This window comes from Rhodanobacter sp. FW510-R10 (assembly GCF_058781105.1).
The window spans coordinates 1,053,359-1,067,831 of record NZ_JBYSWL010000001.1; the positions used below are offsets into that span (position 1 = coordinate 1,053,359).

Annotated in this window: 13 protein-coding genes; 7 read left to right on the forward strand and 6 right to left on the reverse strand. The window is 65.7% G+C overall.

What is annotated here, in order from left to right:
• Window positions 1–35 precede the first annotated feature (35 nt).
• On the forward strand, window positions 36–1,301 hold the full coding sequence (gene waaA, locus AC3WJB_RS04340; protein ID WP_492679073.1) for a lipid IV(A) 3-deoxy-D-manno-octulosonic acid transferase: 1,266 nt from the start codon (window positions 36–38) through the stop codon (window positions 1,299–1,301).
• A 46-nt stretch (window positions 1,302–1,347) separates the two neighbouring features.
• On the opposite strand, the gene AC3WJB_RS04345 is transcribed toward waaA, so the two are convergent.
• Window positions 1,348–2,691, reverse strand: coding sequence for a TolC family outer membrane protein (locus tag AC3WJB_RS04345; protein WP_492679075.1), 1,344 nt, complete (start codon window positions 2,689–2,691; stop codon window positions 1,348–1,350).
• A 34-nt stretch (window positions 2,692–2,725) separates the two neighbouring features.
• Entirely contained in the window at window positions 2,726–3,385 is a 660-nt protein-coding gene (locus AC3WJB_RS04350; RefSeq protein WP_492679077.1) for a protein-L-isoaspartate O-methyltransferase family protein, read from the reverse strand.
• Between the two features lie 209 nt (window positions 3,386–3,594).
• Here AC3WJB_RS04350 and AC3WJB_RS04355 point away from each other — a divergent pair, with 209 nt between their 5' ends.
• A complete protein-coding gene (locus tag AC3WJB_RS04355) occupies window positions 3,595–4,245 on the forward strand; it encodes a TetR/AcrR family transcriptional regulator (protein ID WP_492679079.1) in 651 nt (216 codons plus the stop codon).
• A 124-nt stretch (window positions 4,246–4,369) separates the two neighbouring features.
• On the forward strand, window positions 4,370–4,978 hold the full coding sequence (locus AC3WJB_RS04360; RefSeq protein WP_492679081.1) for a ferritin-like domain-containing protein: 609 nt from the start codon (window positions 4,370–4,372) through the stop codon (window positions 4,976–4,978).
• 49 nt (window positions 4,979–5,027) lie between these two features.
• Here the strand turns inward: AC3WJB_RS04360 and ppa are convergent, their stop codons facing one another.
• The 3 genes from ppa to AC3WJB_RS04375 all read right to left on the reverse strand — a co-directional run bounded on the left by ppa (window position 5,028) and on the right by AC3WJB_RS04375 (window position 9,298).
• Entirely contained in the window at window positions 5,028–5,576 is a 549-nt protein-coding gene (gene ppa / locus AC3WJB_RS04365) for an inorganic diphosphatase (protein ID WP_492679083.1), read from the reverse strand.
• 246 nt (window positions 5,577–5,822) lie between these two features.
• Window positions 5,823–7,883 carry a sodium-translocating pyrophosphatase gene (locus AC3WJB_RS04370; protein WP_492679085.1) on the reverse strand — a complete coding sequence of 687 codons (2,061 nt, stop codon included), beginning with the start codon at window positions 7,881–7,883 and terminating at the stop codon, window positions 5,823–5,825.
• A gap of 137 nt (window positions 7,884–8,020) precedes the next feature.
• Complete coding sequence (locus AC3WJB_RS04375; protein ID WP_492679087.1) at window positions 8,021–9,298, reverse strand: 6-phosphofructokinase; 1,278 nt, start codon at window positions 9,296–9,298, stop codon at window positions 8,021–8,023.
• A 145-nt stretch (window positions 9,299–9,443) separates the two neighbouring features.
• Between AC3WJB_RS04375 and AC3WJB_RS04380 the strand changes: the two genes are divergently transcribed.
• The 4 genes from AC3WJB_RS04380 (at window position 9,444) to AC3WJB_RS04395 (ending at window position 13,015) form a co-directional block, all read left to right on the forward strand.
• Window positions 9,444–10,025, forward strand: coding sequence for an adenylate kinase (locus AC3WJB_RS04380; RefSeq protein WP_492679089.1), 582 nt, complete (start codon window positions 9,444–9,446; stop codon window positions 10,023–10,025).
• A 40-nt stretch (window positions 10,026–10,065) separates the two neighbouring features.
• Window positions 10,066–11,439, forward strand: a complete 1,374-nt coding sequence (gene mpl, locus AC3WJB_RS04385) for a UDP-N-acetylmuramate:L-alanyl-gamma-D-glutamyl-meso-diaminopimelate ligase (protein WP_492679091.1) — start codon at window positions 10,066–10,068, stop codon at window positions 11,437–11,439.
• Between the two features lie 80 nt (window positions 11,440–11,519).
• Window positions 11,520–12,122 (forward strand): LON peptidase substrate-binding domain-containing protein, encoded by a 603-nt coding sequence (locus tag AC3WJB_RS04390; protein ID WP_492679093.1) that lies wholly within the window; start codon window positions 11,520–11,522, stop codon window positions 12,120–12,122.
• Between the two features lie 74 nt (window positions 12,123–12,196).
• Complete coding sequence (locus AC3WJB_RS04395; RefSeq protein ID WP_492679095.1) at window positions 12,197–13,015, forward strand: SDR family oxidoreductase; 819 nt, start codon at window positions 12,197–12,199, stop codon at window positions 13,013–13,015.
• Window positions 13,016–13,048: 33 nt separating this feature from the next.
• Here the strand turns inward: AC3WJB_RS04395 and hemL are convergent, their stop codons facing one another.
• On the reverse strand, window positions 13,049–14,332 hold the full coding sequence (gene hemL, locus AC3WJB_RS04400) for a glutamate-1-semialdehyde 2,1-aminomutase (RefSeq protein ID WP_492679097.1): 1,284 nt from the start codon (window positions 14,330–14,332) through the stop codon (window positions 13,049–13,051).
• Between the last annotated feature and the right edge of the window lie 141 nt (window positions 14,333–14,473).

Genomic DNA, 14,473 nt, shown 5'->3' on the forward strand with positions numbered 1-14,473 from the left:
TGGCTATACTTCGGCGCTGGCGGCAAGGATCGGACGTGCGCGTTCTCTATACCCTGGCGATGTATCTGGTGACGCCGCTGATGCTCCTGCGCCTGCTGGCCCGTGGGCTGCGCTCCCGTCCTTACCGCCGCCGCTGGCCGGAGCGCTTCGGATTCTTCACCCATCCCGGACTGCAAGGCAGCTTGTGGGTGCATGCGGTGTCCGTCGGCGAAGTGAATGCCGCAGTGCCACTGATCCGGGAGCTGGCTCTGGCCTATCCGCAAGCGCCCATGGTTGTCACCACGGTGACGCCGACGGGCTCGGCGCGGGTGCACCAGTTGTTCGGCGACAGTGTGTTCCACGTCTACCTGCCATATGACTTGCCGTTCGCGGTGGAGCGCTTCCTGCGTCAGGTGCGCCCCCGCCTGGCGCTGATCGTGGAGACCGAGATCTGGCCGAACCTGTATTTCGCCTGCCACGAGCGGAGAATCCCGCTGATGATCGTCAATGCGCGGTTGTCGCGGCGTTCGCTGCGCGGCTACCGGCCGCTACGTGCGCTGGCGCGTTCGGCGCTTGGCTGCGTCAGGGTGATTGCGGCGCAGTCGCGCAGCGACGCCGCCCGTTACCGCCTGCTCGGTGCCGACCCCCGGCAGATCATTGTCACCGGCAATATGAAGTTCGACATGCCGATCCCCGACAACGCGGTGGCCGTCGGGGCGGCGATGCGCGCGCGGTGGGGCAGCAAGCGTCCGGTGTGGATCGCGGCCAGCACACACGAGGGCGAGGAGTTGGCCGTGCTGGAAGCCCATCGCCAGATCATGCGGGAATTCCCCGACGCCTTGTTGTTGTTGGCGCCACGGCATCCGGAACGCTTCCGGCTGGTGGAGCACCTGACCCGGGCGCAGGGCTTCACCGCGGCCACGCGCAGCGCGCACGGCGCGCCGGCGGCACAGCACCAGGTGTTCGTCATCGACGCCATGGGTCAGTTGATGCCGTATTTTTCCTGCGCGGACGTCGCGTTCATCGGTGGCAGCCTGGTGCGCATTGGTGGCCACAACGTACTCGAGCCGGCGGCCCTGTCCACGCCGGTGCTGGTCGGCCCCTACACCTTCAATTTCCAGGAGATCACGCTAAGCCTGATCCAGCACCATGGGGCCGTGCGGGTCGCCGGCGCCGCCCAACTGGCCGCACAAGTGCTCGGCTTGTTGCGCGATCCCGAGCAGCAGCGTCGCATGGGCGCGGCGGCACACAGCGTGTTCGAGCGCGAGCGGGGCGCCGTGCCGAGGGTCATGCACCTGGTCGACGTCTTATTGCAGGAGTGAGCGCGGGAGGCGAAGGCGCAGGCTTGTGCCGACCGGGCGCGGGCGGTTACTCGAGCAACGCGTTGATGGCCTGCAGATCGTCGAGGCCGGCCGTGCCCGCCGCCTGTTTCAGCAGCAACTTGTTCAGGATGAACTGGTGCCGGGCCTGGGAGTAGCTGCTCTCCGACGACGTCAAGGTCTGGATTGCCAGCAAGACGTCGGTCAAGGTCTGCGTGCCGACGTCGAAGCCCGCGCGCATCGCCTCCACCGCCTTCTCCCCGGATTCCACCGAGGACTTGGCCGATTGCACCTGGGCGATGCCGGCAATCACCGAGCGATAGAAATTCAGCGTATCGCGCACCACCTGGCGGCGCTCGAGTTCCATCGAGTCGGTGGCGGCATCGCGCTGGTAGATGGATTGGCGCACCCGGGATTGGGTCAGGCCGCCGGAAAAGATCGGCACGTTCAAGGTCAGGCCGATGGTGGTTGCCGCCGGCCGCTCGAAGCCGGAGTTTGCCGCCTGGTACCACGTGGCGCTCTTGTTGTAGCTGACCTGTGCGGTAATCGTCGGCAGGTGGCCGGCGCGTGCCGCGGTGATGTTGTGCTCGGCGGTCTCGACGTTGTCGCGCTGCGCCAACAGGTTGGGGTTGTTCGCCAGCGCCTGCTTGACCCAGGCGTCCTGGTCGTTCGGGCTTGGCGGCTCCAGCGGCAGGTCCTGGCGCAGCTTCTTCAGCGCCCCGGTCGGCTTACCCGTGATCTGGGTGAGTGCTTCGCGCGCGTCGTTCAGGGCGTTCTCGGCGGTGATGGTCTGCGCCTTGGCGGCCTCGTAGAACGCCTTGGCCTGGTACATGTTGGTGATTGCCGACAGGCCAACCTTGTATTGCTGGTCTGACTGTTCGTACTGTCGGTGAAAGGCATCCTCGTTGGCTTTCGCGAACGCGAGTTCGTCTTCGCTGGTCAGCACGTTGAAATACGCCGTAGCCACGCGCACGAACAGATTCTGCTCGGCCGCGCGGAATACCTGGTCCTGCGCGTCGGATGCCGAGTGTGCGGCCTTCAGGTTGGCGTACTTGCTGAAATCGAACACGCTCTGGCTGAGCGTACCGCTGAGGCTGCGGGTACGCGTATGGCCGCTGAGACCGGTTGGTACCGGCTGCCCTGAAGTATTGACCAAGGCCGTACCGCCGCCGCCGTTCGTCTGGCTCAAGGTCAGGCCGCCCTGGATTTGAGGCAAGAGCAGGGCACGCGCCTGGCTTACGCCTTCGCCGGTGACCAGGCGCGTCGCGTCGGCTTGCGCCAGCACGGGGTCGTTGGCGTGGGCTTCGCGATAGACGCTCAGCAGATCCTCGCCATGGCCAGGCATGGCGGTGGCGCTGAGCGCCAGGGCCAGAACGAGCAGCTTCAAACGCATGGGATGCCTCGGGGAGCGGGGAACATTTGGAGAGTCAAAAAACGAATGACGCCACGGGTTCGGCATGTCGCAGGTAGGGCAGGTCGGTCTCGAACAATGTCTGCTCATGCACGCCTTCGCCGGCGGCGGGGGTGAGCAAGGCCGCTTGCTGCACCGGCGATTGGCCGCGGATCACCAGCAGACGCCCACCGGGCGCGAGCCATTCCAGCCAGCGTTCGGGGAGCTGCGCCACGGCGCCGGTGGCCACGATTGCGTCGTACTTCTCTATTGGCCGCCATGCGAGTACCGCGTCGGCGGTGAGCAGCGAGGTGTTGGCGATGCCGGCGTTGCGCAGGCGTTGCTGCGCGTCGGCGGTGAAGTCGGCGTGGATGTCCAGGCTCGTGACTTGCGCAGCGAGGCCGGCCAGACAGGCACACAGATAGCCGGAGCCGGTGCCGATCTCGAGTACCTGGTCGGTGGGGCGCAAATCCATGGCTTGCAGGACGCGGCCCTCGACCACGGGCTTCATCATCACCTCGCCGTGTCCTAGCGGCAAGCACAGGTCGGCAAACGCGAGCTGCCGATGAGCCGTCGCCACGAAATCCTCGCGCCGGATGCGGCCGATGATGTCGAGCACGCGGTTGTCCAGCACGTCCCATGGGCGGACCTGATTCTCCACCATGTTCAAGCGTGCTTGTTCGAAGTTCATGGCCATGGTGAGTGAACCACCGATCAAAAGGCTGGAAGTGTAGAAGCTCGACGATCCGTCGACAATGTTGGAGGCGTCGCGGGGCGCCCGATTCTGGATGGGCTGCCGACGAATCCGCGATTGCGCCGGATGTATCGCGTTGGGGACGACTCTAGTATATAAGTGTACCGAGCCGTATAATAAAAGCCCGAATCTGCGTTGGGAAGGTGGGACACATGGTGAGCGCCACTCCAGTCAAGTCTCCGGGACCCGGGCGCCCGAAGGACATGGAGAAGCGCGCGGCCATCCTGGTGGCTGCCAAGGCCTTGTTCATCCGCAACGCCTTTGCCGGCACCAGCATGGATGCCATCGCCGCCGAGGCGGGCGTGTCCAAGCTCACGGTGTACAGCCATTTCGGCGACAAGGACAACCTGTTCCGCGAGGTCATCCGTTCGCGCATCCAGGATTTGCTGCCCGAGGAAATCTATGGGCTCAAATCCGGGCTCGGCATCGACGAGACGTTGCGCATGATTGCGCGCGCGCACATGCAGATCGATTGCCAGCCGGAGAACGTCGGCACGTTCCGCGCGATTCTCAGCGATTGCCGCCATGGCAATCCGCGCTATGGCAGGTTGCTGTGGGAAGAAGGCCCGGCGCGTACTCATCGCCTCATGGAACGTCTGTTGCGGCAAGCGGTTGACCAGGGTGCGCTGGATATTCCCGACGTGGTCACTGCCAGCGTGCAGTTTTTTTCCCTGATCAAGGGCGACCTGCTGCTGCGCCGCTTGTTTGGCTGCGACGAGTGCGCCGAATCGGCCGGCAGCGACATCGAGCGCATGGCCATGCAGGGCGTCGACACCTTTCTGCGCGCGTATCGCCCGCGTTGAGCACCGTGCCGCGCGGCGTTTCGCTGTGGCGTCTTCACTTGACCTTACCGCTGCCGTGCGTACGCTGGGGCTCGCGTTCGATCGAGCGCCGCTTCGTCTGTTTGCCATATTAAGGAATGCGACCATGGCCATGAGCAAGTCCAAGTCCAAGGCTTTCGTCAGCGATATCAGCAATATTCGGAAGCGCGCCCGGCAGAACATCGACGACGGGGCAATGACCGCTGGCTACAGTGCCAATCGCGCCGTCGTGGTCGACATGCTCAACCAGGCGCTGGCCACCGAGCTGGTGTGCGTGCTGCGCTACAAGTACCACTACTACATGGCTTCGGGCATCCATTCGCAGGCGATCAAGGCCGAGTTCCTGGCGCACGCGAACGAGGAACAAGGCCATGCGGACCTGCTGGCCGAGCGCATCACCCAGCTCGAGGGCAAGCCAAACCTTTCACCCGTGGGCCTGCTCGATCGCAGCCACGCGGATTACGTCGAAGGCAGGGATATTGTCGACATGATCAAGGAAGACCTCGTGGCCGAGCGCATCGCGATCGACAGCTACCGCGAGATGATCCGCTACGTGGGAGTCGACGATCCGACGACGCGGCGCGTGCTCGAAGGCATCCTGGCCATGGAAGAAGAGCACGCCGAGGACATGAACACCTTGCTCGAGCAATTGGGCAAGAAGGGCGAGCCGGCGCACCCGGCGCCCGGCAAGTCGAGCGCGGCCAAGCGCGGCTAAGCTCTGGTCTGCGAATGATCCGATGAGTGAGGCGCCGCGGCGCTCCCGCTCATGCGGCGTGGTTGGCCTGGTCGTCCTGGTAACGCGCGATGCCAGCGAGGATTTCGGCACGCGCCTCGGCGGCGCCGACCCAGCGCTCGATTTTCACCCACTTGTTGTTTTCCAGATCCTTGTAGTGCTCGAAGAAGTGGCCGATGCGCTGCAGCCAGTGCGCCGATACGCCGCCGATGTCATGGATGTGGGCATAGCCAGGAAACACCTGGGCCACCGGGATCACCAACAGTTTCTCGTCACTGCCGGCCTCATCGGACATGTGCAACATGCCCACCGGGTGGCAGCGGATGACTGCCCCCGGCATCAGCGGCAGCGGCAATACCACGAGCGCGTCCAGCGGGTCGCCATCGCCGCCCAGGGTGCCCGGCACGTAGCCATAGTTGCAGGGATAGCGCATGGGCGTGGACAGGATGCGGTCGACGAAGATCGCCCCGCTGCGCTTCTCGACTTCATATTTGACCGGTTCGGCGTCCTTGGGGATTTCGACGACCACATTGATTTCGTCCGGCACGTTCTGGCCGGCGGGTACGAGGTGCAAACTCATGACGGTCCTGGAGAACAGGGGGTAATGGGCCGCGAAGCATACGCGGAAACCATGCGGCCTGTCGCGGCGCGGGGCCGTTCAGCGGTGATGGTTACGGCAACGCCTGGGGCTGCCGCCAGCTCCACCGCGGGCGGAGCGGGAAACACGGGGCCGGGGCCCAATAACGAAGTGCCGCGCAGGAAGCTGCGCGGCACGATGAAATTGGCGATGGATTCCGCTGCGTGGGGAATCCATCGCCGGGCAGACTTACAGCAGCGGGATCACCAGCAAGGCGACGATGTTGATGATCTTGATCAACGGGTTCACCGCTGGACCGGCGGTGTCCTTGTACGGATCGCCGACCGTGTCACCGGTGACCGCGGCCTTGTGAGCCTCGGATCCCTTGCCGCCGTGGTGGCCGTCCTCGATGTACTTCTTCGCGTTGTCCCAGGCACCGCCGCCGGTGGTCATGGAAATGGCGACGAACAAGCCGGTCACGATGGTGCCGATCAACACGCCGCCCAGGGCCTTGGGGCCGAGCAGCAAGCCGACCAGGATGGGCACCACGACGGGCAGGAGCGAAGGCACGATCATTTCGCGGATGGCCGACTTGGTCAGCATGTCGACCGCACGCGAGTATTCCGGCTTGCCGGCACCGGTCATGATGCCGGGGATGTCGCGGAACTGCCGGCGCACTTCCAGCACCACGGCACCGGCGGCGCGGCCGACCGCTTCCATCGCCATGGCGCCGAACAGGTACGGGATCAGGCCGCCGATCAGCAGGCCGATGATGACCATGTGGTCGGACAGGTCGAAGGCCATGACTGGCGCGGCGATGCCGCTCAACGCGGCCTTGGCCTGGATCGCGACGTCGAGGTTGTGCGTGTAGTCGGCAAACAAGACCAGCGCTGCCAGTGCTGCCGAGCCAATCGCATAGCCCTTGGTGACCGCCTTGGTGGTGTTGCCGACCGCGTCAAGCGGGTCGGTGACCCCGCGGACCTCGGGGGGCAGGTCCGCCATCTCGGCAATGCCGCCGGCGTTGTCGGTGATCGGACCATAGGCGTCCAGTGCCACGATCATCCCGGCCATGGACAGCATAGCCGTGGCGGCGATGGCGATGCCGTACAGGCCGCCCAGGCCGTAGGCGCCCCAGATCGCCGCGCATACCGCGAGCACCGGCCAGGCCGTGGCCTTCATCGATACGCCCAGGCCGGCAATGATGTTCGTGCCGTGCCCGGTGGCGGACGCAGCGGCGATGTGCTGCACCGGTTTGTAGTCGGTGCCGGTGTAGTACTCTGTGATCCACACGATCGCGCCAGTGAGCACCAGGCCGATCAAGGTGCAGCCCCAGAGGTTCAGCGCGCCGTGGCTGAAGTCCGGCATCAGGGCCATGGTAATCGGGTAGAAGGCCACCGCCGCAAGCACCGCCGACACCACCACGCCCTTGTACAGGGCACCCATGATGGAACCGCCGCCGTCCTTCACCTTGACGAACAGCGTGCCGATGATCGAGGCCACGATGGAGACGCCGCCGAGCATGAGCGGATACAGCACGGCATTGGCACCGACTTCCGCAATCATCAGGCTGCCCAGCAGCATGGTGGCAATCACGGTCACGGCGTAGGTCTCGAAGAGGTCCGCCGCCATGCCGGCACAGTCGCCGACGTTGTCGCCGACGTTGTCGGCGATGACCGCCGGGTTGCGCGGATCGTCCTCGGGGATGCCGGCCTCGACCTTGCCCACCAGGTCGGCGCCGACGTCGGCGCCCTTGGTGAAGATGCCGCCGCCCAAGCGCGCAAAGATCGAGATCAACGAGCTGCCGAAGGCCAGGCCGACCAGGGCATGCAAGGCGTGGTCGCCGGCAACGCCCATCCAACTTGTGAGGATCAGCCAATAGCCGGCCACGCCCAGCAGGGCCAAGCCGACCACCAGCATGCCGGTGATCGCCCCACCGCGGAAGGCCACGTTCATGGCGCTGCCCAGGCCGGATCGAGCCGCTTCGGCCGTGCGCACGTTGGCACGCACGGACACGTTCATGCCGATGTAACCGGCGGCGCCTGAGAGGACGGCGCCGACCAGGAAACCAATCGCCGTCGGCCAGCTGAGGAAGACGCCGATGAGGATGAGCAGGACCACGCCGACCAGCGCAATCGTGGAATACTGCCGATTGAGGTAGGCGCGTGCGCCTTCCTGGATGGCGGCGGCGATTTCCTGCATGCGTGCGTTGCCCGGCGCCTGGGCCATGACCCAGCGTGCCGAGAATGCGCCGTACAGGATGGCGAGCACCGCACATCCCAGAATGATCCACCAACCGAAGTCTTGCAGCATCGGAACTCCCCTCTAGTCAATGTTCAATGTGGCCGCTGGCGCGGGCGCCTGCGGTAGACAATGGATGTCAAAGTATGCACCGTTGTGCAATGCAACGCGACTGGACGGCCGTTGGCTGCACCGGTCTGGACGCCGCCTCAGGCCTTGAAATCGGCGAGTTTTTTAGCCACCGCCCGGTTCTTCAACTGGACATATACCGGCAAGCCGTCCTTGCCATAAGGCAGCGGTGCCTCGCCACGGATCAGCGGTGCCAGATAGCGCCGCGCTGCTGCGGTGATGCCGAAGCCGTCCTTGCTCACGAAAGCCGCGGGCATTTTCTTTTCCCGGTTGGCGATCTTGTTCAAGGGCGCGGCCTCGATCTTCCAGCGATACGGGCTGTCGGAAGTGCGCGCGATTACCGGCATGACCGCGTTCATGCCCGCCAGCGCGTATTCCACGGCCGCCTTGCCGACGGCGTAGGCCTGCTCGGCGTCCACTTTGGAGGCGACATGCCGGGCCGAGCGCTGCAGGTAGTCGGGTACCGCCCAGTGGTACTTGTAACCGAGTTTGTCGCGCACCAAGGTGGCGAGCATGGGTCCCACGCCGCCAAGCTGGCTGTGGCCGAATGCGTCGCGCGTGCCGGCTTCGGCGAGAAACTTTCCGGCTGCGTCGCGCACGCCTTCGGAGGCAACCACGGTGCACCAACCCACGCGCTCGACCGTGGCCTTCACCTTGTCGAGGAAAGCCTGTTCGTCAAACGCGCGTTCCGGGAACAGGATGATGTGTGGGGCGTCGTCGGGCTCCGTCCCGGCCAGGCCGGCAGCCGCGGCAATCCAGCCGGCATGGCGGCCCATCACTTCCAGGATGAACACCTTGGTGGACGTCTCCGCCATGGAGGCGACATCGAGACTGGCTTCGCGGGTGGAGATGGCGGTGTATTTCGCCACCGAGCCGAAACCGGGGCAGCAATCCGTCACTGCCAGGTCGTTGTCGACGGTCTTCGGCACGCCGATGCAGCGGATGTCGTAGCCCATGGTTCGGCCGAGCTGCGAGATTTTCAGTGCCGTATCGGCGGAGTCGTTGCCGCCGTTGTACAGGAACCAGCGGATATCGTGTGCACGCAGCACGTCGATGAGCCGCGTGTATTCAGCGCGGTTGTCGTCCGGCGACTTCAATTTGTAGCGGCATGAACCGAATGCGCCGCCTGGCGTGTGCGCCAGCGCGGTGATCGCGGAGGCGGATTCCTTCGAGGTGTCGATCAGGTCCTCGCGCAGCGCGCCGAGGATGCCGTTGCGGGCGGCATAGACCGTCACGCCATGGGCGCGTGCGGCATCGATCACGCCGGCTGCGCTGGCGTTGATCACGGCGGTGACACCGCCAGATTGGGCATACAACAGCCTGCCGGTTGGAGCGGATGACGTTTGACGCGAGCGCATGGGAACCTCCGGATGCGTTGCAGGTTTTGACGGGATGGGCGTTTGCGGTGTTTGACGGCGCTGATGGCAAACGTTAATTTGGCGGCCATCATGTGTATCTGGCGACGCGCGTCAAGGCGGCCGCCAACAGACAGCTTGGAGCATTATGCGACTTGTCCTCCTTGGTGCGCCCGGTTCGGGCAAGGGTACCCAGGCTGCGCGGCTGAAAGCCGAATTGGGCGTGCCGCACATTTCCACCGGGGACATGCTGCGCGCCGCCGTGGCGGCCGGTACGACGCTGGGGCTGCAGGCCAAGGCGGTCATGGCGGCCGGCCAACTGGTTTCGGACGACATCCTGCTGGGTATGCTCGAGGAGCGCCTGGCACGCCCTGACACTGCACAGGGTTTCATCCTGGATGGCTATCCGCGCAACCTGTCCCAGGCGGCGGCGCTGGATCAGTTGCTTGGGCGGATCGGGCAGCCGCTCGATGCCGTGGTCAAGCTCGACGTGCCCAGTGCGGTGATCATCGAACGTTGCCGGATCCGTTTCCTGGCCGAGCAGCGCGCCGATGACGAGCCGGCTACGGTCACCAGGCGTCTGGCCGTCTATGCCGAACAGACGGCGCCGGTGGCGGAGTTCTACCAGCGGGCCGGCAAGCTGCAGGTGGTCGACGGGGTCGGTGAGCTGGACCAGGTCACGGCGCGTTTGCGCGCGGCGCTGGGCGAAAAAGCTGCCGCCAGCGGCTGAGCCTGGCGTCCAGTTTTTGCCGGCCGACGGATCGATCCTCATGCGTTTGCACATTCTTGGCATCTGCGGCACGTTCATGGGCGGCGTCGCCGCGCTCGCACGCGAGCTTGGCCATGAGGTCGAAGGCTCGGATGACCATGTCTATCCGCCCATGAGCACGCAGCTGGAGACGCTCGGCATCACGCTGATGCAGGGCTACCGGGCCGAGCATTTGCGCGCCAGCCCAGGGCATGCGGCGCCTGACCTGGTCGTGGTCGGGAACGCGCTCAGCCGGGGCAACCCCGCCGTCGAATACATGCTCGACGCGCATCTGCGCTATGTATCCGGGCCGCAGTGGCTGGGCGAGACCGTGCTTGCCGGGCGCCCGGTGCTGGCGGTGGCCGGTACGCACGGCAAGACAACGACGGCCAGCCTGCTGGCCTACCTGCTGGAGCGGGCGGGCCTGGCGCCGGGATTCCTGATCGGCGGCGTGCCCGACGATTTCGGCATTTCGGCGCGCCTGGGGCCTGGGTTGGCGCCGTTCGTGGTCGAGGCCGACGAGTACGACACGGCCTTCTTCGACAAACGCTCGAAGTTCGTACATTACCGCCCGGACATCGCGATCCTGAACAATCTCGAGTACGACCACGCGGACATCTTTCCCGACGTCGCTGCGATCCAGCGCCAGTTCCATCACTTGGTGCGGACCGTGCCCGGTCACGGCCGGTTGGTGGTCAATGCCCAGGATGCCCGGTTGGCCGAGGTGCTGGCCATGGGTTGCTGGACACCGGTGGAGACCTTCGGCATCGACTGCGGCGATTGGCAGGCACAGCTGCTGGCTGCGGACGGTTCCGCGTTTGCCGTGAGCCGGGGCCGCGAGCCGCTCGGTGAGGTGCACTGGTCCTTGCTTGGGCGGCACAACGTGGAAAATGCGCTGGCGGGACTGGCGGCGGCTGTGGCGGCCGGCGGCGACCTGCAAGCCATGCTTGGCGCATTGCGGGATTTTCATGGGGCCAAGCGGCGTATGGAGCTGCTGGGCACGCCGCGCGGCGTGCACGTCTATGACGATTTCGCGCATCATCCGACCGCCATCGCCACCACGCTGGCAGGGCTGCGTGCCAAGGTGGGTCGCCAGCGCATCCTGGTGGCGCTCGAGCCGCGCTCCAATTCCATGCGCCAGGGCGCGCATGCCAAGGCGCTCGGGCCGGCGCTGCGCGACGCCGACGAGGTGATCTTCCTGCAGCGCGCGGATCTGCCGTGGGATGCCCACGTCCTTGCCGCTGCGTTGGGCGGGCGCGAAACGACGGTTGCCGACGTCGACAGCTTGCTTTCGGCCTTGCGCACAAGGGTACGCGAGGGTGACCACGTGGTGTTCATGTCCAACGGCGGATTCGAAGGGGCGCCGCGGCGCTTCGTCGCCATGCTTGGACGGTAGCGGACGCCCGCTCCAGTCGCCGCCTCCAGCTGGATCCCGGCAAGGGCTGCGTGCCGGGCGTGATTGGCTAGACTGCATACATGGGTGCGCAATCCCAGCTGGTCGAGGTGCCGCTGTTCCCGCTCGGGGCAGTGCTGTTTCCGCAGGGGCGGCTGTCGCTGCGCATCTTTGAGCCGCGTTATCTCGACCTGGTACGCGAATGCACGCGCGAGGACAAGGGCTTCGGCGTGTGCCTCATTGGTCGCGAGCACGAGGCCGGTGCGGCGATCATGCCGGCGGCCATCGGTACGGTGGCCCGCATCATCGACTTTCATGGTGACGCTGACGGCGTGCTGACCATCCTGGTTGCCGGTACCGAGCGCTTTACCGCCCAGCGTTCCCGTGCACGCCACGACGGGCTCTTGCGCAGCGGCGTGGTGCTCTGGGGTGACGAACCAATCCAGGAAGTACCGGTGGAATTCTCCCTGTTGCAAAGTATTGCCGAGCGCCTGATCGAGATGATTGCGCCACATTGGCGTAGTGCACCGCGCGAGGACTACGAGAATGCCAGCTGGCTGGGTTTCCGGTTGGCCGAACTGCTGCCGCTGGGCACGGGCGAGCAGCAACATTTGCTGGAACTGTCCGATCCGTTGCAGCGCCTCGCCGAGTTGCGCGACATCCTCCCCCGTTTCCAGAAGCCCTGACCGGGCCCGCCTCGCCAGTACCGCCCTACCGCGCCAGGGTAGACTGGACCTCCCCATGGCGTGGAGGTGTGGCGATGGCCAGCTTGGCGGGCAAGACCTTGTTCATTTCTGGAGCCTCGCGCGGCATCGGCTTGGCGATCGCCCTGCGCGCCGCACGCGATGGGGCGAACATCGTGGTGGCCGCCAAGAGCGCCACACCGAACCCGAAGCTGCCGGGGACGATCCATACCGCCGCTGCCGCCATCGACGCTGCCGGCGGGCACGCGCTGGCTGTGCAGATGGACATCCGTGACGAGGCGCAGGTCCAGGCTGCGGTGGCACAGGCCGTCGGGCACTTCGGCGGCATTGACATCGTGGTCAACAATGCCAGCGCCATCTGGCTGGCTGGCACCGCTGACACACCGATGAAGCGCTTCGACCTGATGCAGCAGGTCAACACGCGCGGCACCTTCTTGCTGACCCAGACTTGCCTGCCACATTTGCGGCAAGCGGAGAACGCCCACGTGCTGATGTTGGCGCCGCCGCCGAACCTCGATCCCAAGTGGTTTGCCCGGCATACCGCCTACACCATTGCCAAGTACGGCATGAGCCTGTGCGTGCTTGGCATGAGCGCCGAGTTCGCTTCGCCCGGCATTGCCGTGAACGCGTTATGGCCGCGCACGGTGATTGCCACCGCGGCGATCGGCATGATCGAGGGAGTACGGCCTGAGCAGTGCCGGCGACCCGAGATCGTGGCCGATGCGGCGCATTGGATACTGACGCGGCCAGCCAGGCAGTACACCGGGCATTTTGCCGTGGACGAAGACGTGCTGCGTCAGGCTGGCATCACCGACCTGGCACCGTATGCCGTCCAGCCGGGCGCCGCCTTGCTTCCCGACCTGTTCCTGGATTGAGAGCCGGTAGACTGCTGCCGCGTCGGCGCGGCCTCAGCGTTTTGCTTCGCGCAGCGCATCGCGTGCGGCTTGCAGGGTATAGGCAATGTCTTCGTCGCTGTGCGCGCTGGACATGAACCCGGCTTCAAATACCGAAGGGGCGAGAAACACGCCGCGTTCGCGCATGCCGTGGTGGAAGCGTGAGAACAAGGTGGTATCGGTTGCCGTGGCGTCGGCAAGGCCGCGCACCTCGCCGGCGCGGAAGAACACGCCGAACATGCCGCCGACTTGCGTGCTGCTGAATGGCACGCCGGCATCGTCCGCCACCGCCCGCAGGCCCTCGGTCAGGGCTTGCGTGCATTGCGTCAGGCGGTCGTGGAAGCCTGGCGCCTGGATCAGATCCAACATCGCCTGGCCGGCAGCCATGGCTACCGGGTTGCCGCTCAGCGTACCAGCCTGATACACCGGCCCGGACGGCGCAATTTGCTGCATCAGCTCGCGCCGCCCGCCGAATGCGCCCACTGGCATGCCGCCGCCAATGATCTTGCCGAATGTGCTGAGATCCGGGGTCACGTCATACAGCGCCTGGGCCCCGCCCAGGGCCACGCGGAATCCGGTCATCACCTCGTCGAAGATCAACAGCGCGCCGTGCCGGGTGCAGAGGTCGCGCAGCAGCTGCAGGTAGCCGTCCAGTGGCGGGACACAATTCATGTTGCCTGCCACCGGCTCGATGATGACTGCGGCGACCTCCCCGCCTTGCTCGGCAAACAAGGCCTTTGCCGCGTCGGCGTCGTTGTAGGGCAACGTGAGCGTAAGGTCGGCCAGCGCCTTCGGCACGCCGGGCGAGGTGGGAACGCCGAAAGTCAAGGCGCCGGAGCCGGCCTTTACCAGGAAGCTGTCGGCGTGGCCGTGGTAGCAACCTTCAAACTTCAGGATCTTGCTGCGGTTGGTGGCCGCGCGTGCCAGGCGAATGGCCGACATCGTCGCTTCGGTTCCCGAATTCACCATGCGCAGCATGTGCATGGAGGGCACCAGCCGGCACACGGTTTGCGCCACCTCCACCTCGGCAGGACAGGGCGCGCCGAACGACAGGCCGTTGCGCACCGCTTGCTCCACCGCGGCACGCACCCGCGGATGGTTGTGGCCGACGATCATCGGTCCCCACGAGCCGACATAATCGATGTAGCGCTTGCCCTCGACATCCCACAGATAGGCGCCGTCGGCGCGCGCCACGAAGAACGGTTCGCCGCCGACGGCCTTGAAGGCGCGCACCGGCGAGTTCACCCCGCCGGGCAGCAGGGCTTGCGCGCGTTGAAACAGCTCGTGGTTGCTTGGCATGTCGACCGGTCCGCGTACGTCGTTGGTGCAAAGCGCCAGTTTGTCACAGCACGCACGGGAACGAGTGCTGCAGTCCAGGGCGTGGCATGCGCGCCTGCCGGAGCCAGGCTCGGCCATGTGCTTTCGCGTTCCGCGCGAAGT